The sequence below is a fragment of the Chryseobacterium sp. CH21 genome (genome assembly GCF_004119445.1).
Classification (GTDB): Bacteria; Bacteroidota; Bacteroidia; order Flavobacteriales; family Weeksellaceae; genus Chryseobacterium.
This window is the reverse complement of sequence record NZ_QICI01000089.1, coordinates 58,884-84,109: the sequence shown is the minus strand read 5'-3', so window position 1 is coordinate 84,109 and position 25,226 is coordinate 58,884. Positions and strand designations below refer to the sequence as shown.

25 protein-coding genes, 1 tRNA gene and 2 pseudogenes are annotated in these 25,226 nt (G+C 33.2%); 19 read left to right on the top strand and 9 right to left on the bottom strand.

The features are described from left to right. The first annotated feature begins 112 nt into the window (after positions 1-112). From BOQ62_RS18750 to map, 14 genes and pseudogenes are all read left to right on the top strand, one after another. Positions 113-598: a hypothetical protein gene (locus tag BOQ62_RS18750; RefSeq protein WP_129041916.1), complete on the top strand. Its 486-nt coding sequence runs from the start codon at positions 113-115 to the stop codon at positions 596-598. A gap of 196 nt (positions 599-794) precedes the next feature. Further along, the gene (locus BOQ62_RS18745; protein ID WP_129041914.1) at positions 795-1,262 is read left to right on the top strand and encodes a hypothetical protein; all 468 of its coding nucleotides are present in this window, start codon (positions 795-797) and stop codon (positions 1,260-1,262) included. 82 nt (positions 1,263-1,344) lie between these two features. Next, positions 1,345-1,737 (top strand): hypothetical protein, encoded by a 393-nt coding sequence (locus BOQ62_RS18740; protein ID WP_129041912.1) that lies wholly within the window; start codon positions 1,345-1,347, stop codon positions 1,735-1,737. A gap of 6 nt (positions 1,738-1,743) precedes the next feature. Then, complete coding sequence (locus BOQ62_RS18735) at positions 1,744-2,508, top strand: hypothetical protein (protein WP_129041910.1); 765 nt, start codon at positions 1,744-1,746, stop codon at positions 2,506-2,508. A gap of 1,271 nt (positions 2,509-3,779) precedes the next feature. Beyond that, the gene (locus BOQ62_RS18730) at positions 3,780-4,286 is read left to right on the top strand and encodes a hypothetical protein (RefSeq protein ID WP_129041908.1); all 507 of its coding nucleotides are present in this window, start codon (positions 3,780-3,782) and stop codon (positions 4,284-4,286) included. 25 nt (positions 4,287-4,311) lie between these two features. Then, entirely contained in the window at positions 4,312-4,701 is a 390-nt protein-coding gene (locus BOQ62_RS18725) for a hypothetical protein (protein ID WP_129041906.1), read from the top strand. 160 nt (positions 4,702-4,861) lie between these two features. Beyond that, positions 4,862-5,146 (top strand): annotated as a pseudogene (locus tag BOQ62_RS23600) (transposase); the annotation flags it as partial. 176 nt (positions 5,147-5,322) lie between these two features. Further along, positions 5,323-5,715, top strand: coding sequence for a hypothetical protein (locus tag BOQ62_RS18715; protein ID WP_129041904.1), 393 nt, complete (start codon positions 5,323-5,325; stop codon positions 5,713-5,715). Between the two features lie 90 nt (positions 5,716-5,805). Beyond that, positions 5,806-6,138, top strand: a complete 333-nt coding sequence (locus BOQ62_RS18710; protein WP_129041903.1) for an RHS repeat domain-containing protein — start codon at positions 5,806-5,808, stop codon at positions 6,136-6,138. Positions 6,139-6,162: 24 nt separating this feature from the next. Continuing rightward, entirely contained in the window at positions 6,163-6,291 is a 129-nt protein-coding gene (locus BOQ62_RS23965) for a hypothetical protein (RefSeq protein WP_262708362.1), read from the top strand. 27 nt (positions 6,292-6,318) lie between these two features. Continuing rightward, positions 6,319-6,882, top strand: a complete 564-nt coding sequence (locus BOQ62_RS18705) for a hypothetical protein (RefSeq protein ID WP_129041901.1) — start codon at positions 6,319-6,321, stop codon at positions 6,880-6,882. Between the two features lie 856 nt (positions 6,883-7,738). Next, positions 7,739-8,281 (top strand): annotated as a pseudogene (locus BOQ62_RS23595) (RHS repeat-associated core domain-containing protein); the annotation flags it as partial. A 773-nt stretch (positions 8,282-9,054) separates the two neighbouring features. Beyond that, positions 9,055-9,591, top strand: coding sequence for a hypothetical protein (locus BOQ62_RS18695; protein ID WP_129041897.1), 537 nt, complete (start codon positions 9,055-9,057; stop codon positions 9,589-9,591). Between the two features lie 607 nt (positions 9,592-10,198). After that, positions 10,199-10,963, top strand: coding sequence for a type I methionyl aminopeptidase (gene map / locus BOQ62_RS18690; RefSeq protein WP_129041895.1), 765 nt, complete (start codon positions 10,199-10,201; stop codon positions 10,961-10,963). Positions 10,964-11,255: 292 nt separating this feature from the next. On the opposite strand, the gene BOQ62_RS18685 is transcribed toward map, so the two are convergent. Continuing rightward, positions 11,256-11,843, bottom strand: a complete 588-nt coding sequence (locus BOQ62_RS18685; protein ID WP_129041893.1) for an FMN-dependent NADH-azoreductase — start codon at positions 11,841-11,843, stop codon at positions 11,256-11,258. 132 nt (positions 11,844-11,975) lie between these two features. On the opposite strand from BOQ62_RS18685, the gene BOQ62_RS18680 reads away from it, so the two are divergent. The 4 genes from BOQ62_RS18680 (at position 11,976) to BOQ62_RS18665 (ending at position 16,769) form a co-directional block, all read left to right on the top strand. Continuing rightward, the gene (locus BOQ62_RS18680; protein WP_129041891.1) at positions 11,976-12,521 is read left to right on the top strand and encodes a Crp/Fnr family transcriptional regulator; all 546 of its coding nucleotides are present in this window, start codon (positions 11,976-11,978) and stop codon (positions 12,519-12,521) included. A 130-nt stretch (positions 12,522-12,651) separates the two neighbouring features. Next, positions 12,652-13,791: an alpha/beta hydrolase gene (locus BOQ62_RS18675; RefSeq protein ID WP_129041888.1), complete on the top strand. Its 1,140-nt coding sequence runs from the start codon at positions 12,652-12,654 to the stop codon at positions 13,789-13,791. Positions 13,792-13,880: 89 nt separating this feature from the next. Beyond that, a complete protein-coding gene (locus BOQ62_RS18670; protein WP_129041886.1) occupies positions 13,881-15,470 on the top strand; it encodes a M20/M25/M40 family metallo-hydrolase in 1,590 nt (529 codons plus the stop codon). 603 nt (positions 15,471-16,073) lie between these two features. Then, positions 16,074-16,769 carry a hypothetical protein gene (locus BOQ62_RS18665; RefSeq protein ID WP_129041884.1) on the top strand — a complete coding sequence of 232 codons (696 nt, stop codon included), beginning with the start codon at positions 16,074-16,076 and terminating at the stop codon, positions 16,767-16,769. 178 nt (positions 16,770-16,947) lie between these two features. On the opposite strand, the gene BOQ62_RS18660 is transcribed toward BOQ62_RS18665, so the two are convergent. The 5 genes from BOQ62_RS18660 to BOQ62_RS18640 form a co-directional block, all read right to left on the bottom strand. After that, a complete protein-coding gene (locus tag BOQ62_RS18660; RefSeq protein WP_129041882.1) occupies positions 16,948-19,113 on the bottom strand; it encodes a hypothetical protein in 2,166 nt (721 codons plus the stop codon). A 171-nt stretch (positions 19,114-19,284) separates the two neighbouring features. Continuing rightward, positions 19,285-20,169 carry a DUF2490 domain-containing protein gene (locus BOQ62_RS18655; protein ID WP_129041880.1) on the bottom strand — a complete coding sequence of 295 codons (885 nt, stop codon included), beginning with the start codon at positions 20,167-20,169 and terminating at the stop codon, positions 19,285-19,287. Between the two features lie 301 nt (positions 20,170-20,470). Then, the gene (locus BOQ62_RS18650) at positions 20,471-20,887 is read right to left on the bottom strand and encodes a hypothetical protein (RefSeq protein WP_126653696.1); all 417 of its coding nucleotides are present in this window, start codon (positions 20,885-20,887) and stop codon (positions 20,471-20,473) included. Positions 20,888-21,074: 187 nt separating this feature from the next. Continuing rightward, positions 21,075-21,161 (bottom strand) — tRNA-Ser (locus BOQ62_RS18645). 55 nt (positions 21,162-21,216) lie between these two features. Beyond that, entirely contained in the window at positions 21,217-22,233 is a 1,017-nt protein-coding gene (locus BOQ62_RS18640) for an asparaginase (RefSeq protein WP_129041878.1), read from the bottom strand. A 161-nt stretch (positions 22,234-22,394) separates the two neighbouring features. On the opposite strand from BOQ62_RS18640, the gene BOQ62_RS18635 reads away from it, so the two are divergent. After that, on the top strand, positions 22,395-23,075 hold the full coding sequence (locus BOQ62_RS18635; protein WP_129041877.1) for a TrmH family RNA methyltransferase: 681 nt from the start codon (positions 22,395-22,397) through the stop codon (positions 23,073-23,075). Positions 23,076-23,123: 48 nt separating this feature from the next. Here BOQ62_RS18635 and BOQ62_RS18630 read toward each other — a convergent pair whose 3' ends face one another. The 3 genes from BOQ62_RS18630 to tsaD are packed head-to-tail and all read right to left on the bottom strand — an operon-like array spanning position 23,124 to position 25,224. Then, entirely contained in the window at positions 23,124-23,819 is a 696-nt protein-coding gene (locus tag BOQ62_RS18630; protein ID WP_129041875.1) for an RsmE family RNA methyltransferase, read from the bottom strand. After that, positions 23,816-24,211 (bottom strand): hypothetical protein, encoded by a 396-nt coding sequence (locus tag BOQ62_RS18625; RefSeq protein ID WP_129041873.1) that lies wholly within the window; start codon positions 24,209-24,211, stop codon positions 23,816-23,818. Before BOQ62_RS18625 ends, BOQ62_RS18630 begins: the two co-directional genes overlap by 4 nt. Continuing rightward, complete coding sequence (tsaD, locus tag BOQ62_RS18620) at positions 24,208-25,224, bottom strand: tRNA (adenosine(37)-N6)-threonylcarbamoyltransferase complex transferase subunit TsaD (protein WP_129041871.1); 1,017 nt, start codon at positions 25,222-25,224, stop codon at positions 24,208-24,210. Before tsaD ends, BOQ62_RS18625 begins: the two co-directional genes overlap by 4 nt. Between the last annotated feature and the right edge of the window lie 2 nt (positions 25,225-25,226).

Here is a 25,226-nt window from a genome sequence, read left to right as displayed (position 1 = left end):
ATAAAGTTTTAAGTAAAACGGAAGATGTTGTTAATAATGGATATTTAAGATCAAATGGAACACCTATTAATGGTAAGATTAATCAAATTATTCTTAAAAAAATAAGATAAATATGTTTGAAAATTTAATACACAATGAAAATATAGATGAGATTCACACTTCAGATGCATATTTTGGTAAAGTTTTATTAAATGGTAAAAATTTATTGATTCCCTATATAAATTTGGGGATTTCGAATCATGAATTAAACGAAAGTAATAATCTTAAATTCATAGATTATTGTTATTTCGTTGCCATAGATTTTTCTTTTCTTAAAATTAATGATAATATTATTCTTGATAATTTAAAAGATAAATATAATCCTTTGGATTCTAGTTATCTAGGGGGATATGATATGCTTGGAAACCAAAATGTATTTGATATTGAAGTACAAGCCAATAAAAGATTTATACAATTAGTTAAGAATTACAAAATTAATGAACAAATATGGATACCTTTAAAAGAACTTTCATTTCCAATAAATTTAGACATAGATACATTAAATGATTTTGTAAATAATAAAAAATTGCCTGAAAATTTAATGATATTGTTCAAATAAAAATATGAGTTTGACAATAGCCCCCGCTGGTTTGAGCTTCTCGCTCGAGCCAATAAATAGAATAAACCACAACTCTTGCATATTCGCAGGGGTTGTTCATATAAACAATGTTTATTATTTTTTATACAACGGAGGGAATTTGGCAACTAAGCCAAAAATAACAACACTAATTCCTCAAATTTATAAATAAAACAATATGTATTTAAAAGAAATTTCTGAATTAGAGTATAAAAATTTAGATTTACCTATATTATTTGAAGATAAACAAACAGATAGAGTGTTTGGAATTATATCAAATGATGTTCACATTTTTAAATTTGGTTGGCAAAGCACAATTGTTAAGCCTGTTATTAAAAAAGTTAGCCAAAAAAACTATGCAATTGGAATTGATCAAAAATTTATATTAATTGATCTAAATTTAGTAAAAGTCAGACTTAAGCTTGATCTTTTATATTTTTTCTATGATATGATTGTGTATGATGATCTTATTATTGTCATTACAGAGTTAGAGATTCTAATTGTTAGTCTGAAAAGTTTTAATTTACTAACAACTATTTCTTTACCTGAAATTTATGAAAAAATGGAAATAAATGGTCAAAATATAAGATTCATTTGTGTGGATGGTAATGATATAGATTTTGATATAAATGAGATAAAAGATTAAAAAATGTTGCTAACAAAATTTACTACTATTATCATAAATTATTTGTTCAGTTTATTAGTGCAGGATTAAAAACAAAATAAATATGGAATTAGTTGATTTATACATATATATTGATAAAGTTAATAATAGAATCATTTTTGACTTTATTACTGATTGGTTAAATGATTTTGAGCCAGAGTATGAATGTTTTGAATATCCACCATATTTTGGCGAAACTGAATATGAAACAGTAGATTATAAGGAAATGCTATCTTTTGTTTTGGAAAAAGAGGAAAGGGATTATAGATTTTATTTTGAAAATAAGAATGATTTGAAAAAAACTAAAGGAATGGTTTTTATTAATAAAGATCATTCCGCATATTTAGGTATAGGAGTAAATCCAACTTATGAAAAATATTTTACAGATCAATTCATAGAAAAATATAAAACTTCACCCATTATTTGTTATAATGGAGCAATTCCCGATATTGAATAATTAAGTATGAGCTTAATAATAACAGATATTGACAGCGATTATCAAAGCTTAATCGATCATAAAGCTTTCACAGCCGTTAATTTTCCTATTGCAAATGCAATTAAAATTTATGGTAATAGCTATGAAAAATTAAAAGGTAAGGACAAATTAAAAGATGAAATTGAAAATATAATAGGGTTTAAAGATGATCATTTAAGGTCTTGTGAAGCAATAGAAAATTTTCTGGTTTTTACTTATTATTTATTAAAAACAAATGACAAACTGGTAGTGTTCACGGCTGGACTTTCTTATGACTCTATTAACCATTATATTAAAATAATGAAAATTATTCTGCCTAGATTGGATAACCGTACATTATATGTTGTCAAGAATTTCTCTGATATTAATGAATCTAACTTAACTGATCTCTATATGCATATCAATAAAATTGATAGGGAAATTGTATTTGATTTTATGAAAAATTGGTTAATTGGATTTAAACCTAAAGATGAATATTTTAGATATCCCCAATATTTTGGAAAAATAGAGTTTGAAACTAATGATTATTTTGAAATGCTTTCGTTTATTTTATCTGAATCCAATAGGGAATATGATTTCTATTTTATAAATAAAAACAATTCTCAATATCCTAAAGGAATGATTCTTATTAACGATAATTCTCTGTATTTAGGAATTGGGGTAAATTCTTTGTATGAAAGAGATTTCATCAATAAATTATCTGAAGAATATAGGCAAGATCCCATTATTTGTCATGGTACTTTACCTTATTAAACATTTAAGAAGTATTAAAAGATTTGAATAAAATCAATATTAGCGATGAAATTAATTATAAGTATAATAAAAATAATAGTAGGATTCTTCTCTTATCTTTTTCTAAGTATCTTCTATCAAAAATTATTTGGTGAAGAACCTTTTAATAATTCTTTTTCAATGGGATTACCTAGATTTTATTTTGAGTTTTATTCAAATGATTGTCAAAAACTTAATGGTAGTAGTTTTGGACAGTTTATAATAAATGTGATTATTTATATAATTATAGTTACAATATATTATAAATTTTTTAGAAACTTTTTTATAAAAGAAAATAGATAATGTTCCAGATGTGATGATATCCAATATCAATCAATATTGACAACTAAATTTTCAATAAAAAATAGAAAGAATAGCCAATGGCTACTCTTTCTATTTTTTATCTGAATAATTTGCCTTGGTTATATTCCAAAGTTAGTGGTGAAAATAAGCCAATATAATTATGCTGGATATCAATTTTTAGATAAAGTGTTATTTCTGGAATGGAATCTGCAACCAGGGGTACTATCTATAAATATGTAAATAAGGAAGCTGATTTTTTAATAACTATGGAATGTTTAAATTGGGAAGTACAAGTATAATAAAACCCTTATCCACAGATAAACATAAAAATTAATAATGGGAATTTTAGAATTCATATTTCAGCAAGTACTTATCAATTTAATTGGAAATAGTATATACTTTTTACTTAGAAAATTGATAGGAGATACAAGAAGTTATAAGAAAATACAGGATCAGACAGCAGGATATATTAAATTTTTTACTGGTGTTGTCTTTATTTTTATAGCTATCGTCTTATTGAAAAAGTTTGTAAAATAATTTTGTAGTATTATTTAATATAACAGCTATTGGAATTACAATAGCCGTTATTATTTTGATTAAATAGATACAATAAAGCCCTTAAATTAAGTAGATTTAGAACAGGAACCGCAAATTTAGTTTAGGAAGATATTAGAGGATCTTTATCTGTTTGGTTTGATGCTCATACAAGAAATTCTCTTGTTCTGATCACCCCTCAGCTGCACAACAAGCATTTATTAATTATAGAGATAGTATGCCAAATAATGAATATGATCAAATGGTAAGATGATTAGTAATTTAGGTGGAAATAAAATAGATTTTTACCATCAAAAAATGGAGACACTAAAGTAGTTAGCCGACAAACTGGAGCTTCAAATATTATTAAAAACGGAGAATCTATTATTAGAGGTTATACGCATAGAGGAAAAGATGTGGGATGGGATACTATAACAGTTGAATATTTTGGTGGAAGTGGACCTGCTCGCAGTCTATTTAGTGATTTTAATGATGGACCTTTTGCTTCTCTAGATAAGCCATCGTCTTCATATTCTCCTTTAACAAGAAAGGATGCAATGAATTCAAAAGAACTAAAAGGAGTTGTTAAAATGGATTATCTTCAAGCTAACCTCATCACAGCAAATTTTGATGGGTATGAGCAGATGTGGGGAAGATCAAATGTGTCTTGGTATAAATTAGGAGATGAAACACTTTTTTTAATGTTAGATTCAAAATCTCAGGAGTCATTATTTTATAGATTACCAGTAAATAATTTTGAAAGAACCGAAGGAAAGTTAAAAAGCTTTGGAAATACATATCAGACTTATATGTGGACTGAAAGCAATTCCGAAGTTCAAAAAAAAGTAATTAACCCAACCTTAAAGAACGTTTTTAAACAAGCTGTAACACCACCATCTATACTAACAAGACCTAGATTTTAAATCGAACAACTTAAATTTAATAAATATGAAAAAAAGTATAAGTTTAATTTTATTACCACTTCTATTTTCATGTCAAAATATTAGTAGTGAAGATATGTATGGAAAATATTCGCCTGTATCATATAAAAATACATATGATACCCTGACAATTCACAGAGATGGAGTGTACAATAGGGTTATTTATAATAGAGAAAGAAAAAAAATATTGGATTATGATTCAAAATATAAAATAGATAATCAATCTATAACACTTTCGAAATTTTATCTAAATTTAGACAAAGATTTAATTGCTTTTCCAGAGGATGTAGAGGATACTAATACAACTTATATAACTTCTTTCAAAAAAAAAGATAAAAACATTTTTCTCTGTTTTGGTTATTATGGAGAAAATTGTTATCAAAAGATTATAGAATAAATAAAAAATACTCGCTAGCACGAGCATCTTACACGAGCTCAGAATAAAACCAATTTTAAAAAGCTTATAACTTTAAGCAGATAATAAAAAACAAAGCTAGCTCATAAAAGTTAGCTTTGTTTTTAACTCAATTCTCTTAATTTTAGAATATGATTAGAAAATAAAGGCAATTGAAGAGAATTCTCAGAAAAGTAGAAAAGACTGGTTACTTTGGATATTTGAGAAAGCAGGCAAAAGAAATTCAAATGTCAAAAAATATCAATTTTGGCAACAGAATAATAAACCAATAGAAGTTTGGTCTTTAAAAGTATTTGAGCAGAAGCTTAATTATATCCATCAAAGTTCCGTTGAAAGTGTTTTTGTTATTGAATCATGGGATTATAGTAGTGCTAGAAATTATTGCAATGATTATCAGGAGATCTTGTATATAGATGTAAATTTATAAAGATATTTGATTAGTACGAGAAAGATGCTCGCGCTAGCGGTGGATTGAAAGCAACTCCGAAATTCAACAAAAAGTAGTTAATTCAACCTCAAAGAACGTTTTTTAAGCAAGCTATAATACCATCACCTATATTAACAAGACCTAGATTTTAAATAGAACTCTTAAATTTAATAAATATGAAAAAAAATATAAGTTTAATTTTATTACCCTTTTTATTTTCTTGCCAAAATATTAGTAATGAAGATATATATGGAAAATATTCACCCATATCATACAAGAATACATATGACACTTTAACGATTAACAAGGATGGGGTTTATAATAGAGTAATTTACAATATAAAAGGGAAGAAAGTATTGAATTACAATTCGAAATACAAATTAGAAGGTAACACAATAAAGTTTAATGATTTTTATTTAAATTTTGATAAAGATTTAATTGCCTTTCCAGAAGATGTGAATGATACTGATATGACCTATACTACTTTTTTTGAGAAAAAAGATAAAAATATTGTACTTTGCTTTGGCTACCATGATGGGGAGAATTGTTATAAAAAGATTATAAAATAAAAAACACTAAGCAAAGTCCCACTAGTGCGAGCGTCTCGCTCGTGTCAATAAATAAAACCATTGCTTTAGCAGTTTTTTTATACTCTTTTTTTGCCCATAAATAATGCAGGCGCTCCTGAAATTATTGATACCAATAATTATTATCCTTTTGGTCTTAACCATATTTCAGGGGTGCTCAGCACCTCCAATTTTGGAAGTTTCTACAGCTATAAATATAATGGGAAGGAATTGCAGGAAACAGGAATGTATGATTACGGAGCAAGGATGTATATGCCTGATCTGGGAAGATGGGGTGTTAGGGATGCCATGTCTGAAAAGTTTAGTTCCTTGAGCCCTTATAATTATGCATTAAATAATCCTGGAATGGTTGTTGGCCCCGATGGGAATTTTGCAATGAGCTATTCAGGAGAGGCCGCACAATAAGCTTTTAAAGCTTACAGGGAGACTATGTCAGTAAGTTCTGAAACATCATCAGGTAATTATTTTACAGGTTTTGGGTCTTCACCTTTTGGAAAATTCGATTGGGTTAGAAGAAAAGATGGTTCTTTTTATTGGGATAATAATGCCAATGATTAAAAATCAACAAGATTAGGTGAAACTTATATGGGTAAATTTTTACGAATAGGTATGGATAATTATATAAGCAAAAAACTGTGGGATGGACCAAATCCATGGTTTGATGTTTCGGGATCAAAATTACAGACCGATATATGGTTATATTCAGAAGAAAATGAGAGAGGAGAACTAACAGGTATGTCTACAATAATAAAATCTGAAATTATGACAAATCAAGGAGGATATAAGGGGGTTAAGATTAACTCTATGTCTGATATAGAATTAAGTGAAAATTTTATTGATAAAAATGGTAAATTTATTGGCTTTAATATTATAGTTAAGAAACATGCTCAAGTTCCTGAAATTGAAAAGTTTGAGTTGAATATCCAAGGGTATCAATCAGTAAATGTTGCTCAGAGAATAGATATAAATTATATAGGAAAAAATTTAAACATATCCTTCAAAACAGATGTTTTTCCCTCCGCTTCAGCAGGGATAATAGGTGCGGGAGGGTCATTTAAGCTTATCCAATATGATCAACCATCTTATAGAGACACTCACTCTTTATTTAAAAATGGAGTAAGAAAACCATGTTTATATCCAAGAAATTAAGATGAAAAAAAAAAATTATTTATTATAATCTTTGCGTGTATTTTAAACTTTGCATACTATTTATGCTTTGTTTTAGTTAATACAAATAGCTCTGTAATGGAATTTTTTCGAGGTTTAATTGATAATTTTCCAAGTAGTTTTTTCTATTTAATTCCGTCTTTAATTCCATCATTATACTTTGTCCTATTTGGGGCTATAGTTTATAACTGCAAAAACAAATATTATAATTTACTATTGGGTTTTATATTAATTTGTTTAGATATTATTTTTATAAGGTTTTTTTATGGGGAAATAAATATTGGTAAAAATCTTTTCTTTATAAGAATTCTCTTTATTATATTTTATATATTTATTTGTAACCTACGTTTAGGCAATAAATAGTAAGGATTATATATTGGCTATTAAGTGTAGAGTTCGTATTCTCCCATGGGGTGAGCGTCTCGCTTATGTCAAAAAATAAATTGCAAAACCACTGTAATCGCAGTGGTTTTATTTTGGACTCAGAAAACCCCTCCGGTATCTCATCAAGGGTAAGTCTTCAAAAAGGGTAAGTCTTCAAACCTTTCTTTTTATATAGTAGGATATATTATGCTTATAGAAATTCCATATAGATATTATATAAGAAAAAAATCCCATAATAAAAAGGATAAGTTGGTGCAGTAGCTATATTTTAAAAAATAGTTTTATGAGAGCCCCAGCTGCGCAGCATAGTTCTTAACGAGCAAAGTCTAAAGTTCACCTCTGCTTTTCTTTGAATAAATTTATTCTATTCTTCTGGTTTCCAAGGTAGCATAAATAACAACCCTAGCAAATATGACAAGGGTTGTTTTATAAACAAGGTTATATTAATCATATTTCCATTCAATATAATTATCTAAATTTACCTGAAAAAGTTACTCAAAACTCCAAAGTAACGGATTATATTTACAGAGCAGACGGAGTGAAAGTAAGAAAGGTGTTTGGAACAGAAACAACTGATTATTTAAATGGCTTTCAATATACTAATTCTGTATTAAAATTCTTCCCAACAGCAGAGGGATATTTTAATGTTGAAACCGGGAAGTATGTATATAATTATACGGATCATCTTGGAAATATAAGACTGAGCTATACTAAGAATGGATCAGGAACAGAGATCATTGAAGAAAGTAATTATTATCCGTTTGGATTGAAGCATGAGGGATATAATGTACTAACGGGTAATCTTGCATATAAATACAAATATAATGGTAAGGAGCTTCAGGAAAATGGGATGTATGATTATGGAGCGAGGATGTATATGCCGGATTTGGGAAGATGGGGAGTACATGATCCTTTAAGTGAAGTACAATTTGCTTACAGTCCATATTCATATGTTTATGGAAATCCTATAAGATTTAACGACCCAACTGGAATGATTGGAGAGGAAGATCCACCAAAGAAGGGTTCTACTCCTGATAATCCTATTGATATTGGTGAGATTAAACTGACAAAAAATGTGAGTGATTCTAAGCTTTCATTTATGGGAATCCAAAGCTTAAGTGCTTATCATGGTTCTCAGGATAGATTAGCTTTTGGTATCAGAAATAGTAAAGCAGCTCTTGCCACAGAAAAATTTGAAAGAAACCTGGCTTTTGCGATGGGAACTTTTGGAACAGGAGGAGGTAATCTTTTAGCATCTGCGGGTTGGGTCACTTTTGACGCATGGCTAAGCTATGAAGAGGAATCTCTACAAGATAAAGTGGCACAAATTCAAATGGCAGCATTAGTTCTTGTTGTTGTAAGAAAAGGTAATGGCATTCAAAATTTATTGGTTAATCCAAGTACTTCAAGAATTAATATTGCAAATGGAATTACTCGTTTTACTCCTCTAAGAACGGGTTCTGGAGAATTTATTAGTGCTGGGTGGAAACATGTTGTAGATGGACATTTTAACAGGCCTTTAGGAGGGAGTAGATCTATTTTTAGTGTAAGTGAAGATAACTTGAAATCTATATTACAAAGTAAAACTGTAGTTAATGCTCCTTTAACATCGTTGCCTGGAGGACAATTTGTCAGAACAGTAGATACTGGTACAGTTATTGGCAATGTAGGCCTAACATATGGAGGTGGTACTACTTCATGGATTAAAGTAATTACAGATTATAAAGGAAATTTAATAACCACATACCCAATAACACCAATAGTCGCACCATGAGTCATATTATATTAAGAAAATGGGAACAGCTAAAAGATAAAATAAAAGAAGATGAAAATGATTTAAATTCAAATTCATTAGTTTATATTTTATTAGATTGGGCAAAAGAAATAAAATCAATTAAAGATATCCAGATTAAGCAACTCTATAAAGATTTTTTGGAGCGTTATGAGGATTTGAATATAGAAAATATTCTTTACACTGGAAATGTAATTTGGTACTCATTGGAAGAAATTATAAAATTCGATATATTAAATTCAAACGTCGATTATTATCAAAGACCAATAGTAAAAACTAGAGATATACTTTTTAATATTTTAGCATTCAAATCAGATAAAGAGTGCCCTTGTTGTGGAGACGATAATCTTCGTGTTTTTGTAGAAAGAAATTCAGAAAGATTATTTTATGAGTGTGATATTTGTCTATGTCTTGTCGATGAAAATGGTACTAAACATGAGCATTTAGAAACAACATTAACTTTTGCTTCTGTTTCTTTAATAAAATCTAAAAATATTAAACCAAGCCCAATTTAATATCCCTAGCTGTGCAAAGTCTCCAGATTTTGAGCTTGTTAAGTAAACTTATCCTCTGGTTTCCAAGGTAGAATAAATAACAACCCTTGCATATTTGCAGGGGTTGTTCATATAGAGAGTTAAATCATGCTGCAACTTATCTTGGAACGTCCAAAAATGGAACTGAATATAAGTCTCTGTATCCACTAATTAAAGTGTCGGCAATTGGTTTACAAACTGTCTTCAGCAACTTCGGAAGTGTTTTCAGTCACTCCAGTAGGTCTCTGCAGCCGCTCATTAATTTGCTATAACCATTTCGTAAACTGTCTCCAGCCACTTCATCAAGTGTCTGTCTCCGGTTCAGAACTGCCTTCAGCCACTTAGCTAACAAACTCTAGTCAGTTGTATAAATACCTCTAGCCTTAATCAAAGTAGCTAGAGACCGTTATAGAAATCCCTTTAGCCTCTTATATAAACGGATATACCCCCTTACCCAAGGGGGGTAGAGGGGGTAGTGAAGGGGAGAGTAACCCTATTTTTCAATAAATAGATTTGATTTAAAACTGTACATGTCTGCATATTTTAAAATTCCTAACTTTGTAATCCTCAATACAATCAAAACAAAACAATGTCAATCACCAACGAAGATCAGATGATCGGAATGCAAAAAGTAAGTGAAGCCGTTGCCTATACCCTGAAGAAGATGATGGATTATGCTGAACCCGGTATGACCACAAAAGATCTTGATCAATATGGTGCTGGAATATTGGAAAGTTTCGGGGCAAAATCTGCTCCTTATCTGACGTATGGATTTCCTGGCTGGACGTGTATCAGTGTGGATAATGAATTCTGTCACGGTATTCCTACTGATCAAAGGATTTTGAAAGAAGGTGATCTGATCAATATTGACGTTTCTGCAGAGCTGGATGGATATTGGGCAGATAATGGAGGTTCTTTTGTGATCGGAAAAGATATTCATGGACATCAGAAATTAGTGGAAGCGTCCAAAGATATTTTAAGAAAAGCGATCGACAATATAAAAGGGGGTGTGAAAATAGCTGATATAGGACATTTAATGGAAACGGAAGCAAAGAAAAGAGGCCTTAAAGTCATTAAAAATCTTGCCGGCCATGGAGTAGGAAGAAGTTTACACGAGCAGCCTGATGAATTGTTAAACTACAGAAACCGTTATGATTCCAGACGTTTTAAGAAAAACTCTGTTGTGGCTATTGAAACTTTTATCTCTACCGATTCCAATATTGCTGTAGAATTAAAAGACGGCTGGACCATGGTAGGAAATAAAGGCGGCTATATGGCTCAGCACGAACATACGATTGTAATTACCGACGGAAAGCCAATCATTTTAACCGAAATGAACGAAATCCTGAATTAAAAGAGGTAGGTTTATCACAAACACATGTATAATAATAAAAGTTTTATAAGGCACAATGCTATCATAACTTCCTTGCTGAAAATCTCACATTGAGCGAAGTCGAAATGTTCCTGCGCCTTATAAAACAAAGCAATATTAAAAAACCTTTGCACCCTTGCGTTAAAAACAAAATAATAACATACTAAAATCAGAAAGCTTCATCCAATCAACTTGTTGATTCCCTCTTTGCTCCCTTATCTTCAATATTAATAATGGAAAACTTTGCGTTAAAAATAAAATGTAAAACCATATTTCAAAACTCTTTCAGAATACTTTCATAATCAGCTGTAAAACCATTTTCCATCGTCCCTTCAATGTGGTACGTTTCAACATCTGTAATTCCCATATAACTTCTGAAAACATCTTTGAGATAAGCAGAAATATAATCCGGAGCTCCATCAATACTTTTTCCGCCAGAAGCAATTGCGAGATATACTTTTTTATCTTGAAACTGCCCCACACGGTTCCATTGTTCATCAAAAATGTAAGTAACTCCTGCCCGGATCAACTGATCCAGCCATGCTTTCAAAGGAGTGGAGAGTCCCAGATTAAACATAGGGGTTCCAATGACAATAATGTCGGCTTCACATACTTCATTCACGATTGTATTGGCATAGGAAAGAAGCTTTTTGCTTTGTTCATCATACAGGTTCGGATGTTTATAAAATTCATGGATTGACATTTCATCTGCGTGAGGCGGTGTATCTTTCACCAGATCACGTACCGTAATTTGACTGATGGTGTTTTGCTGTGAAATCTTTTCAATAATAGCTGAGCTGAGCCCTGTACTATAAGACAATTCTCCTCTTGCGCTGGAAGTAATGTGCAGAATATTCTTCATAATATAATATTTTATCCTAATGACGATCAAGTCGTATGGGGGGGACAAAAAATTAAAAATAATTCTTCAATAGTATATGAATGATAAAGAGTACCTTTAAATGATCATTGTCAGTTGTAAATAGAATCAGTTATGATCAGCCAGAAACATTCCAAAGCTATTGAAACCCTTACTCAGGTATTTGAAGCTAATATCTATCGGAAAAAAGAAATAATAGTAGATGTGGAGCAGGTTCACCGCGATTTATTTTACATCAGAAAAGGAGTTGCCCGTATTTTTTATTACGATGATAAAGCTATGGATCATACCCATTGGATCAGTTCAGACGAACATTTTATTGGTCTTTTTTCAAGTATATTATCAGCAAAACCAGTGTCATTTGGAATTGAAGTGATAGAAGATAACAGCGAAATATTGCGTTTACCTTATCAGAAGGTGCTGGAATTAAAATCAAAAAATCCGGAAATACAGCAGTTGATGGAGGACCTCTTCACCGAAAGCTTAATCACCATGGGTGGCAGACTGATAGACCTTCAGGTAAAATCTACAGATCAGCGCTACCATGATTTTGTAGTTTCACATGCAGATTTACTTCAAAGAATTAATCTCGGATATATTGCCGGATATCTGGGAATGACCCAGCAGCAGCTCAGTAAAATAAGAGCACAGCGTTCCTGATTCTTTTTTAATCCAGATTAAAAGAAAAGCTAAACTATAAACTTAATTTCGATGAAAGTTAAGTCATAAAGGCATGTCTGTATAGAGTAAAAAGTGCAGACATCTTGTTTTTCACCAAAAAATAATCATAATGAAAAAAGGAACGTATCAATTACACGATGAAGCCAATTTTAACTTTCAGTTGAACCGCACCCTCATGTGGGGAGGAGGAGATCTGGAAGAGCTCAGAAGTATTGCTCCGGCGATCAACACAACGGAAGATTGGGTAAGGGAAATGAAGACTCTTGCAGAAAAAGCAGAAGCTAGTCAGCAAAGATCCAGAGCAGTCGGATATTACAGAATGGCAGAATTCTTTGAAGCGGATGGATCACCAGACAAATCAGAACTTTACACCAAATCAAAATCTTTATTTTATGAAGAGTATAAGGAGGTTTTTAAAACAAAAATCAGACGGGATGAAGTAGAATATGATAATGGAAAACTTCCTGTTTGGGTAGGTTTGCCAGGAACAGAAATGAAGGATACCGTTATTATTCATGGGGGAAATGATTCTTATATGGAAGAATTTCTTCCGTTGGTTCAGCGTTTTTTGTCCGAAGGAGTTGCTGTTTATCTCTTTGATGGCCCTGGTCAGGGAGGAGCTTTAAGAGAATCTGGAATTTATTATACCCATCAATGGGAAAAACCTGTAAAAGCTATTTTAGATGCATATCAGCTGGATGATGTGACCATTATCGGATTATCTTTAGGTGGAATGTTGGCTCCAAGAGCTGCAGCATTTGAAAACCGGATAAAAAGAGTGGTAGCATGGGGAATTATGCCGGATTTTTATGAAGTGGTATTGAGTAAAGTACCGGAACAGCTAAGACTGTTGATGGATCTTAAAGAAAAAAAGCAGGTAAACACTTTAATTCAGGACAAAATGAAAGTAGATCCTTTGGTAAAATGGGCGATCCAACACGGAATGTTCAGTATGAATGTAGATACCCCATACGATTATCTTCACAATACCAGAAAATTTGAAATGCAGAGTATAGGACATCAGATTACTCAGGACTTTTTACTGCTGGGCTCTAACGAAGATCATTTTATTCCTGTGGAGCTGTACAAAAAAGTGATTGATGCTTTACCCAATGTAAAATCACTCAGCTATAAAATGTATACTAGAAGTGATTCGGCTGAAAACCACTGTAATATTGGAAATACAGAACTTGTTTTAGGTGATATTATTCACTGGATATTGCGGATGAAAAATAAATTCATATCATAAATTTGTGTTAGCATTATAAAGGCTGTTTCTTCAGAGACAGCCTTTTTAGTTAGCTTTAAATAGAAAGCAAAGCCGTTTTAAAATTGTTAATGACCAAATACTTTGCTATATTTATAGGATCAAACCCCATCACAAAACTTATCTGCTATGAAAAATTTTTTTTAATCCTTTTGGGAATCATTGTGATTCTGGCTGCTGTAGTATTGATCAAAACCTACACCTATCCATTCAAGAAAAACAACATCGGAGCAGGGGAGGGATGGAAACCCATCAAAAATGACTCTGCAGTGATGAGACTTTCCGGAGGAATAAAAGTTCCTACCGTTTCTACAGGTAGTTTGGGCGAATTCAATTATGCACCCTTTGATCAGTTCAAAACCTATTTAAAAACATCCTATCCATTAGTCTATCAGAACACAGAAAATGTTGAAGTAAACCAATACGGATTGGTGTTCAGGCTTAAAGGGAGCAATCCGTCTTTGGAACCTATTTTATTCCTTTCCCATATTGATGTTGTCCCTCCGGGAGATGCAGATATCAAAAATAATGAAGAGAATGTGTTCCGTCCGGATGACAAGCCATTGGAGCCTGTTTCTAAAGTGGCAGAAGACTGGGAGTATGCCCCTTTTTCAGGTGCAGTTGCCAATGGGAGGATTTATGGAAGAGGAGCAATAGATATGAAAGGAATGCTTTTTTCCTTAATGGAATCGATGAATTCTATGATTAAAAACAAACAAATTCCACAACGCGATATTTATCTGGCTTTCGGTTTTGATGAAGAAGTAGGCGGACAGAAGGGAGCAATGAAGATTGCGGATTATTTTAAGAAAAAAGGATTAAAGTTCGATGCTGTTTATGATGAAGGTGGAGTAATTATGCGCAAAGGAAATGTAGCAGGCATAGATACAGATGTGGCTGTGGTAGGATGTGCAGAAAAAGGATTTCTTTCCGCAAAAATAAAAGTAAAAGGACTTGGGGGACATTCCTCAATGCCTCCTATGGAAAGTGCTGTCGGAAAAGCAGCCGTTATCATGCAGCGTTTAGAAAATCATCAGATGAAACCTGTAATCACTCCATTGATCAAAGAATTTTTTAATAATATTGGAGGTGAAATGCCTTTTGCAACAAGAATGGCACTCGCAAATCAATGGCTTTTAAAACCTGTGCTGATTTCCCAGCTTACCAAAAACAACACAACCAATGCTTTGGTAAGAACTACAACTGCTCTCACCATGATGAAAGGAAGCGATGGAACCAATGTTCTTTCTCCCGAAGTGGAATTTGTTGTTAATTTCAGACTTCTTCCCGGAAATTCGGTTAAAGATGTAAGAGACCATATTGCCAAAGCGACTGAAGGTTTTGACGTTGAGGTAGAAGAAATAGACAATACCAGAGAAGCTTCTGCTATTTCGCCAACCAATACAAAAGCATTTAAAATGATAGAAGCCGGAGTCAAAGAAATTCATCCGGGAGCTATTGTTACACCATACCTTACGATGGCTGGGACCGATGCCGCTAAATATGAGATTGTAAGCAAAAACATCTACAGGTTTATGCCGATTAAGATCAACAGTGCCGAGCAGCAAAGTATTCACAGTACCAATGAATACCTTAGCATAGAAAACTATCTGAAGATGATCCATTATTTTGAATACATCATGAAGAATTATGACAAATAAATGTCAATGGTGAATAGTCAATTCGCTGTGCTTGTGAATTTTTGATTTCGGGTTTCGAGGTGTGTGTTTTCGGGATTCGGAATATTTTACTGCGGAGTCCGCTAAGATATTTTAATGTTTTTAATAACGATCGCAAAAGTGTTTCACTCAGCAATAGACGGATTGATGTCTTAGCTGAACGAAGTGCCTTTGCGAACAAATAACATCTACATAGTAATAAATCTTGCGAACCTTAGCATTAGTAATCATTCACAATTGACTTTGCAAAGCTTGCCCCAGCAATCTTCTTTAATACACATAAATAAATTTTACCACAAAGTAAGCTAAGATATTTTAATGTTTTTAAAAACGATCGCAAAAGTGTTTCACTCAGCAATAGACGGATTGATGTCTTAGCTGAACGAAGTGCCTTTGCGAACAAATAAAATCTACATAGTAATAAATCTTGCGAACTTTAGCGTTAATAATGCTTCACAATTGACTTTGCGAGGCAAAAATTGACCCTTGACTTAGCAACCTTCTAAATCTTTTTCACAAAAAATATATTACGTCAAGTTTTGTCGCATTACGCATATAGCTTTGTCATATCAAAATTACAGAGCTATGGAATTGCCATTTTACTTAAACTTTAACGACTTTGAAAGTAATTATTACGACAACCTTGAAAAATGGTTTGAAGAATATCATAATACCAGCGAAACAGATTATCTGAAAGCTCTTGCTGAACTTTACAGTCCGTATGTGTATTATAATTTTACAGACGATAGGCTGAAGCCGGATGCTTCCATTGAAGTGAAAGACTGCTTTTTTCCTTATCATGAAAAAATCGGGATTTCTTTCTGTATTGATTGTGAAAACGAAATATCTCCATCCAATGGAATGAACCAGGTTTTTGAATTTAAAAATATTACCATGATGGAGTATGCCCAGCATATTTTGGATAAGATCAATAAGTTTTGTTCAAAAAATGCCCATGCTCTGGACGGCAGTAAAAATATCCAGGACTATATTAATAACTATGCTATTGTAACATCCATGGAAGGAGTGGGATATTGCATTAGCTACAACCGCCATCAGAAAGCAATTCCTTTTTTGAAAGCTTATCTTCCATATTATGGTCAGACGGTTAATATGGCAGTGTACAGAGACTTTCTTTTTTCTGTTGTACAGATTGCAGAATTCATAGATCAGAAACTGAAAACAGTACATGCTTTTAAGCAAACTATCTATGCACGCTCAAGAGCAGACGCAAAATTCAATGTGCAATTGAGCCGACAGTTTTTGACCTTGTGCAACTAAATTTTACACCAAACATTCATACTTAATTATATTGCGGAAAAACTTATGTTTTTCAATTAAAATCCCGGTCAGGAATGATCGGGATTTTTCAGCTGTGTAATAAGGGGTGATTTTTACTTCTATTAATAAAAAAGCTGCCTCATGAGTGAGACAGCCTGAATAAGTGGGGTGAACTTTATTAGTTTTGCATTACCCCAGCATTTTTTAATTTTAATAATAAACTGTTGAAATCATTACAGAGAGTAGTTATGTCAGCAGCTGATGAATCGGCTTGGCTCAATGATTTACTTATAGGTACATTGATCATCATGGGCTGGCTATTCGTATCATAAGGAGCAGAAATATTAACAGGGAAATCATCAGTGTAATTTCCTAATACTTCAATTACTACATCCAAAGCCCATTTTTGATTGATTGAATCTGGACTGCTTTGGGTAAAAGTAAGGGTAGCTTTATTGTTTTTAATATAAATGCCTGTTGAAACAGGAAGTCTTTTGAAATCATCTATTGTACCTGTATAGCTTATAGGCTTTACATCCGAAACAGAGATAATTTCTTCTTTCACCTGTGTAGAATCCATATCATACCAGTATCCTTTTGTAGTTACTTTAAGATAAAGATCTCTGGCTTCAAAGGCGCTTGCAAGATTATCGAAAGTGATGTCTACAAATTTGTCCTTAGATATGTCTGCCAGATGAAAGCTTCTCACCAGCTTATCTGATTGAGCCTTTTTTACAGTGGAAACCATTGGCGGCATTCCAGGAATTTCTATTTTATTATTGTAAGCATTTTTGAGAAAACTTTCACTATTGGTATAAACAAGATTATTAATTGGTGAGTTGGTAAGAAATGCATCAGTGTTATGAAATGTGTTATCATAGAATTCCAGTGTTCTGTCTTGCGGACCATATATGAATAGAAAATTGTCTTTGGACGCTAAATTGATGAAAGTATTGTTAAAGACTTTTACACCATCTTTATATTCTCCTATCGTTAATGATCCTGCAACTTGTCCAATAGATACGGTTCCGGATTCTCTTTTAAGATAATTATTATAAACCAGCGTTTCACGACATTTTTTATTTTTGAAATGTGGATATTCACAAATTATATTCATATGAAAAGGGATTTGTGTAGACAAATAAAAACGGTTGCCATAGAAATGCTCACCACCACCTCTTAACTCTGCGTGAGAATCATAAAAATTATTATTGAAAATAGTATTATTGCAGCTTAATGCGTCTTTATCCGGAGCCACAAATAAAGGGTTATTTTTAAAGACACAGTTGGTGACATTTGCATCACGGGTACCATAATGAAGAGCCAATCCCGCATTTTCATTATTTTCGAATAAAACTCCATCAAAAACAGCATCAGTATTCCCTCTTCCAAAAATAGAAGTACTTCCTTCTTCTGCGTCAATTCCCATTTTTGGAGATGTTCCGTAAGTTTTTCCTGTATTGGTATATGATCCACCAATTACTTTAAATCTTTTACTGTTTACAATTGAGCATCCTTGTCTGTAGTTATTGTCTGCATGGCAGTTTCTGAGTATTCCGTCTTCGTTCCAGTTATTGGTTTTTATCTCGGCAAAAAGTTCATCTGAAGAAATAAAAAAACCGTCCATACAGCAATTATCAGATCTGCAGTCTGTCAGTTCATATTTTTGAGACGAGCTAACCTTAAAACCGGATTGATTATTATATTTATTTGGATCTTTACCATCCGGTTTTCTGTCATTTTTAGAACCATCATAATTAAGGTTTTCTACTTTAAAATTCTTACATCGGATAAATTCAAAGCCACGCATGTTAATAATAGGTGGATTATTCGGATGAGCTTTAATAAGAGCTCCGTTACCATAGATGGTAAAATCTGATTTATCCGTAAAGCTGAAAAAGAGTTCAGGTCCTATGTTTTCATTTCCGCCGTACACATAAAGTCCTGATTCTTTATCCTTAACTAATGGGTATCTTTCTGTAAAGCTTCCGTCTCCCTGCATATATTTTGCATTTTCAAATACTACGATGAAATCTTTCTGCGGAAGAAAAGAGATCATTCTTCTGATGGCAGGTGCATCATTCGTAACTCCATCACCTATTGCCCCGAATCTTTTTACATAGACGGTACGATTCGCTAGCCAGTCAACATCTGCATAATAATCATTATCTTTTTGTCTGTAAATAATGCCATCTGCTTTTGTGGGATTCATTGCTGTTCCGTCATGCCATAAAGTGACTTTCTTAAAATTTACATTTTCGTTAGTGAAACTATCCACCAGCTGTACTAAATTATCGTTGGGATAAATGCTTCCTGTTGCGAAGAAATCATTAGTGTAAATCATTGTTCTTTGTTTTTTGGTGTTATTTTTAGATAGATTTGACAAACTCTTGCAAGATTCTTTGTTTTGATCTACGGCAAAAATAAATACCCGATACGACAGAACTTGACGTGATTTAAACAAATAAAAAAAATCTCTTACATTCTGTAAAAGATTTTGGTTTTTAACTTATTCCTATCTTTTTCTATAAGGAATATTCCAGATCAGATCCGCAGCCAGATAATGAACACCACCATGATGAATACTTCTGCTGTCTCTGATAAGATCATCCATATAGCCTATATCTACAGTAAAAGGAGAATTGGGAATGGAGAACATATAATAAGCTGCAATACGCATTTCACGATACCCGAATGAACCCCATTCAGAATCCGGCTCATTGAGATGGCTTATAGAAAACAGAGCTTCTGCACTCAATGCCAGCTTTTGATTATTTTTAGGAGATAGATTATAGGTCAATTGGCTTTTGATACGTGTTCTCAACTGAAAATCTTCCTCTACCTGATGAAAGCCTGCATCAAAAAACTTCCTGAATTCCTGTCGAACGGTATTTTTCAGTTTCCAATTTTTTCCAAGATCAAAAGTGTAGGCATACCTTCCGTAAATCCTGAATTCCTGTTCTGTATTTTCTTTATCATAAGGAGGCAGACTTTCATATTGTGGCTGTCGGCGGTAGCTCAAAGCATAGCTGTATTGCTGGTGTGGAGTGAAGGAATGATAAACTTCATGATTCAAGACGATGATAGCCTGTTTTGAAAATAAATTATGATTATCCGGACTACTTTTTCTCCCTATTGCAAGATAACTCAAAGCTTGTTTCTTACCCAGAGAATCCAGTTGTCGTTTCACTCCGAAAGCACTCCAGAATGCATTATTAGCGTCTCCTAATCCAGGCGGACTGATCTGTGCCTGCATAGTGGCTCCCATACATCCCAATAAAAATAATAATGCAAAAATTTCTTCATGCTCAATAGTGTGAATAACTGTTTTACTGTTAATTTCAAATGACTGCGAAATCCTGAGATAAATAAGGATACTGTTGATGTGCAGAAAGAACACTTCGTGATAGCAAAATTATTAGGTTTGTTCATAGAATATTTATTCAAAATCTTTTAATACTGTTTAAAAACAAGACAAAATAAAGATCTGATTTGGGATAGATTTAGGAATAAATCTTTTTAAATTAAATGGCAATTGTTAGTAAAATGTTGATAACTTACCAATAACTTGTGGAAAAGTGGATAAGTATTTTTAAGTTAATTATAAAACAGATTGATTTTCTGGTGTATAGATACAATAATAAATTGCCACAATATATAAAATACTGTGGCAATCAGGTTGTATGGACTGTTATTTACATTTAGTTCTGTCTTACTCCACACATAGCATCCCATGTGGTCCAAAAATGAGCATTGATAGCACCAATGGGAGGATTTGTGCTGTCTGCAACGATACCTACCATAGAAGCACAGTTGGAGTTGCAGCCTATTTCATTATGACTTCCCTGTTGTGGCGGAATCTGACGCCATGTACCGGTAGATCCGCTCAATAATTCTACTTTAATTTCAAAGATCCCTGAAAGATTAGGAGTTTGAATTTGCTTGGTAGGATTCTCACTTGAGATAAAGTCACTCCAGTTTCCTTGTGAGAAAGTTACACGCCATGTAGAAATCATTCTGGAAGTATCATTTTGTGGAGAAAGATACACCCAGAACTGTGCTCCGTTTCCAAGTACTAATTGACCTGAAGAATTTGCATTTACACTTGTTGATGTCATATCGGTTTGGATTTTAGATGGTTAGTTTGTATTTCAAAGTAACGAAGAACAGATATGATATTTTATAGTATAAATAACCAATTGTGGGGTTTAGTAGAAATACTTAAGAAAAGAGTGATTTGAAAATAAGTGAAATGTATTAATAAAAAAATCCTGTGCTAAACCAGCACAGGATTTTATTTTCTTGCAGAGAGGAAGGGATTCGAACCCTCGATACAGTTACCCGTATACTACCTTTCCAGGGTAGCTCCTTCAACCACTCGGACACCTCTCTTTTTGAGATTGCAAAAATAGTGTATTTTCTTTAATATCCAAATTATTCTTACAATTTAATCTGTAATTTCTCCACAAAGGCTTTTGGTGAAATTATCTGCAAAGCTTCCGGAGTAGCTTGGGTTGTCAATAAGGTGCATTGCTTTGGTAATGGCTGTTTCCGCAGTCATGTCTCTTCCGCTGATCGCTCCGATTCTGGAGAAAATATTACTGTTTTCATACTTTCCAAATGATATTCCTCCTGATATACACTGACTTACCACCACGATTTCAGTTCCGTTATTTCTGATTTCCTGAAGTGTTTCCTGAGTTTTTGCACTGCTGAAAATGGTTCCGGAACCAAAAACCTGAAGGATCAGAACTTTCATTTTTGGGATTTCTTTGAAGTGGCTCAGATGCATACCTGGGAAAATTCTCCAGAATAAAATATCTTCAGAAATATGTTCGTCTACATGAAATTCCACCTTTGGATCACAACGGAACAGGTTATCTTTAATAATATTCAAATGAACTCCGGATTGCCCTAAAATAGGGTAGTTCGGACTTGAATACGCATCAAAATATTCCGCAGAATATTTCAATGTTCTGTTTCCTCTTAATAATTTGTACTCAAAATAAACAGCAACCTCCTGAATAACTGCTTCATCATTTTCATAAAGACTGGCGTAATAAAGGCTGGTCAGAAGATTTTCCTTCGCATCCGTTCTCAAATCACCAATGGGAAGCTGAGAACCCGTCATGATTACTGGTTTTCTTAATCCTTTTAGCATGAAGCTTAGTGCCGATGCCGTATAAGACATGGTATCCGTTCCGTGGAGGATCAGGAACCCATCATAATCATCATAATTTTTTTGAATATAATTAGCGATCACTCTCCATTCTTCAGGTCCCATATCCGAAGAATCCAGTGGCTTGGCAAAAGGATGAACAAAGACTTCACACTCCATAAGCCTCATTTCAGGCATCTTTTCAAATATATTACCAAAATCAAAGGCACGGAGACTTCCGGTTTCGTAATCTTTTTCCATTCCGATGGTTCCACCGGTATAGATGAGCAGGACTTTTCGCTTCATGTATTATTTTAATTAAGAATTGGAGCCCGATGAGGGTTCATAGGTCAAAATTACGTTAATTTGCAAAGATTTGAAAACGAATGAAACGCTTATCATGAAATTTTATCAAAATAAAATGAAAATTACAGACGTTTCATAGGGCTATTGAAAAAAATAACTGAATGCGGATGAAAGATTTAGCGCAAACTTATGAATATTTAAAACAGTTTTTAACTGAAGAAAGACTCTCGAAAATTGAACATTTTTCTCAGGAAAGTTCTGATTTTGTGCTTCCGGTGGTAGAAGATGTTTATCAGTTTCGAAATGCAGCAGCCATTGTACGTTCTGTGGAAGCATGCGGTTTTCATAAAGTAGTGGCTTTGCAGGAAGAATACAGCTTTGAACCTAACCTTCGGGTAACAAAAGGAGCTGATACATGGGTAGAAGTTGAAAAGCTTCCCAGGAATATGGAATCTTTTCAGTCTATTAAAGACAGAGGATACAAAATAGTAGTTGTCTCTTTGGAAAATAATGCTAAAATGCTGCCTGAATATGAAATTACTGAACCCATTGCTTTGGTTTTTGGAACTGAAATGGAGGGTGTTTCTCAGGAGATTTTAGATTTTGCAGATGAAACACTTGCTATTCCGATGTATGGCTTTACGAGAAGCTTCAATGTTTCTGTCGCTGCATCCATTTGTATGTACGAACTGAAACAAAAGCTGATAAAATCTGATATAGACTATAAACTGGATGAAGAAAAGCTTTTAAGAATGAAAATCCTATGGACAGTCAATTCAATCAGGAGCGGACAACAGATTTTTGAAAAATATCTGAGAGAAAATAATATTGATTGGAAATAATTATTGAAAATAAAAAAGAGAAGACTTGGAATCTTCTCTTTTTGTTTTTTATATCATGTTGTAATAATTCCAGGCGGCTACAAAAACTCCGGCCGTTTCCGTTCTGAGTCTTTGGTTTCCGAGGGATACTGCTCTTACTTTATGGTCTGCCAGAAATGCAATTTCCTTTTCAGAAAAATCCCCTTCAGGACCAATTAAAAAAGTAAGCTGTTCCAGTTGAGGAATATTTTTAAGATCAATTCTTTCCAGATTTTCATGACAGTGCGCTACAAAAGTATTTTCCGGATCAATATTTTTCAGAAAGTCTGTCAGTTTCACTGCATCATTAACGACTGGAAAATGAAATCTAAGACTTTGCTTTGATGCAGCAATAGCCTGTTTTCTGATTTTATCAATATTAATGTTTTTACGTTCTGTTTTCTCAGTAATAATAATGCTGATCTCAGAAATACCCATTTCTACAGCTTTTTCCACAAAGAATTCAATTCTGTCAATATTTTTGGTGGGAGCAATCGCAATATGAAGTTTTGGATTGAATTCCGGAAGATTTTCTTTAATTTCTGACACTTCAATACCAGCTTTCTTACCTTCTATCATCAGTTTTCCGGAAGCCAGATTTCCTTTTCCATCCGTCACATGAATTTCCTCACCATCTTTCATCCGAAGAACCTTTACAATGTGTTGCTGCTCTTCATCATTGATGATTACTTTCTGATTTGCTATTTCTCCGTAAAATAATTTCATATATCCTGGCTTATGAATGCAACTCCTGTTTTGATCGTAGTGTATATATCCGTATCACACTCACGGTAAGAACACATGTATATTTCTTCTATCCAGTTGTTGTTAATGAAAATCAAATTTAAATATTCCTGTTTTCTCAGATTATTTTTGATCGATAAAAAATCTCCTTCTTTCGGAGTATAAGGAAAGCTAAAAAGGTGTTCAGAATTCATTAATTGTAAAACTTCATCTTTGATATCCTGAATATATCCTGTCTCAGAACTTTCTCCGGTAAACTCTGAAAAAGTTTCTGAACCCTCATATCTTCCGGTGATCGTTTCTAATACCCAGTAATATTTTGAATTCTTTTTAGAATGCGTTCCCAGTACTTTTTCTTCTAAGAGTATTTTCATAAATCGTATTTTGCAGTTGCGGAAGTTCTTAAATCTGTAAATTCTCCTCGCTCAAACTTCAATTTTGCTACCATGGCAATCATGGCTGCATTATCTGTTGTATATTCGAATTTAGGAATATAAATGTCCCAACCTAGTCTTTCTTTATTGTCTTCCATTGTTTTTCTAAGTGCAGAATTGGCAGATACACCACCTGCGATGGCAACCTGATTTACATTGAGATCTTTGGCTGCTTTTTCAAGCTTATTCATCAGGATTTCTATGATGGATTTTTGTACAGATGCACAAAGGTCATTAAGATTTTCCTTGATGAAATCCGGGTTTTTTCTGACTTCTTTCTGGATGAAATACAATACAGACGTTTTAATACCGCTAAAAGAATAATCGTAGTTTTCCAGCTTCGGTTTGTTGAATTTAAAAGCATCAGGATTTCCTTCCTTCGCCAGTCTGTCAATAATAGGTCCGGCAGGGTAGTCAAGGTCAAAAATCTTCCCGATTTTGTCAAAAGCTTCTCCTGCTGCATCATCAATGGTTTTTCCAATGATTTCCATATCGAAATAGTCTTTTACCAGCACAATCATCGTATGTCCGCCGCTTACAGTAAGACATAAGAAAGGGAAGGTAGGCGGCACAGGATTTGCATCTTCGATGAAATGGGCCAGAATGTGGGCTTGAAGGTGATTTACTTCAATCAGTGGTACATTCAGGCTCATAGCCAAAGACTTAGCAAATGATGTTCCTACAAGAAGAGATCCTAAAAGTCCCGGTCCGCGAGTAAATCCTATAGCAGAGATAGCATTTTGTTGTATATTTGCTTTAGAAAAAGATTTTTCAACAACGGGGATAATATTTTGCTGATGGGCTCGTGAAGCCAATTCAGGGACAACGCCGCCATATTCTTTGTGGATGGCCTGGTTCGCGGCAATGTTTGAAAGAATAGAATTTCCCTTGATGATAGCTGCTGAGGTGTCGTCACAGGACGATTCAATACCTAAAATTATAGAGTCGCTCATAA

Excerpts from the sequence above, each read along its gene's own strand:
- BOQ62_RS18750 (WP_129041916.1), top strand. The coding sequence starts at position 113 with ATGTTTGAAAATTTAATACACAATGAAAATATAGATGAGATTCACACT.
- BOQ62_RS18745 (WP_129041914.1), top strand. The coding sequence starts at position 795 with ATGTATTTAAAAGAAATTTCTGAATTAGAGTATAAAAATTTAGATTTA.
- BOQ62_RS18740 (WP_129041912.1), top strand. The coding sequence starts at position 1,345 with ATGGAATTAGTTGATTTATACATATATATTGATAAAGTTAATAATAGA.
- BOQ62_RS18735 (WP_129041910.1), top strand. The coding sequence starts at position 1,744 with ATGAGCTTAATAATAACAGATATTGACAGCGATTATCAAAGCTTAATC.
- BOQ62_RS18725 (WP_129041906.1), top strand. The coding sequence starts at position 4,312 with ATGAAAAAAAGTATAAGTTTAATTTTATTACCACTTCTATTTTCATGT.
- BOQ62_RS18715 (WP_129041904.1), top strand. The coding sequence starts at position 5,323 with ATGAAAAAAAATATAAGTTTAATTTTATTACCCTTTTTATTTTCTTGC.
- BOQ62_RS23965 (WP_262708362.1), top strand. The coding sequence starts at position 6,163 with ATGTCAGTAAGTTCTGAAACATCATCAGGTAATTATTTTACAGGTTTT.
- BOQ62_RS18705 (WP_129041901.1), top strand. The coding sequence starts at position 6,319 with ATGGGTAAATTTTTACGAATAGGTATGGATAATTATATAAGCAAAAAA.
- BOQ62_RS18695 (WP_129041897.1), top strand. The coding sequence starts at position 9,055 with ATGAGTCATATTATATTAAGAAAATGGGAACAGCTAAAAGATAAAATA.
- map (WP_129041895.1), top strand. The coding sequence starts at position 10,199 with ATGTCAATCACCAACGAAGATCAGATGATCGGAATGCAAAAAGTAAGT.
- BOQ62_RS18685 (WP_129041893.1), bottom strand. The coding sequence starts at position 11,843 with ATGAAGAATATTCTGCACATTACTTCCAGCGCAAGAGGAGAATTGTCT.
- BOQ62_RS18680 (WP_129041891.1), top strand. The coding sequence starts at position 11,976 with ATGATCAGCCAGAAACATTCCAAAGCTATTGAAACCCTTACTCAGGTA.
- BOQ62_RS18675 (WP_129041888.1), top strand. The coding sequence starts at position 12,652 with ATGAAAAAAGGAACGTATCAATTACACGATGAAGCCAATTTTAACTTT.
- BOQ62_RS18670 (WP_129041886.1), top strand. The coding sequence starts at position 13,881 with ATGACCAAATACTTTGCTATATTTATAGGATCAAACCCCATCACAAAA.
- BOQ62_RS18665 (WP_129041884.1), top strand. The coding sequence starts at position 16,074 with ATGGAATTGCCATTTTACTTAAACTTTAACGACTTTGAAAGTAATTAT.
- BOQ62_RS18660 (WP_129041882.1), bottom strand. The coding sequence starts at position 19,113 with ATGATTTACACTAATGATTTCTTCGCAACAGGAAGCATTTATCCCAAC.
- BOQ62_RS18650 (WP_126653696.1), bottom strand. The coding sequence starts at position 20,887 with ATGACATCAACAAGTGTAAATGCAAATTCTTCAGGTCAATTAGTACTT.
- BOQ62_RS18640 (WP_129041878.1), bottom strand. The coding sequence starts at position 22,233 with ATGAAGCGAAAAGTCCTGCTCATCTATACCGGTGGAACCATCGGAATG.
- BOQ62_RS18635 (WP_129041877.1), top strand. The coding sequence starts at position 22,395 with ATGCGGATGAAAGATTTAGCGCAAACTTATGAATATTTAAAACAGTTT.
- BOQ62_RS18630 (WP_129041875.1), bottom strand. The coding sequence starts at position 23,819 with ATGAAATTATTTTACGGAGAAATAGCAAATCAGAAAGTAATCATCAAT.
- BOQ62_RS18625 (WP_129041873.1), bottom strand. The coding sequence starts at position 24,211 with ATGAAAATACTCTTAGAAGAAAAAGTACTGGGAACGCATTCTAAAAAG.
- tsaD (WP_129041871.1), bottom strand. The coding sequence starts at position 25,224 with ATGAGCGACTCTATAATTTTAGGTATTGAATCGTCCTGTGACGACACC.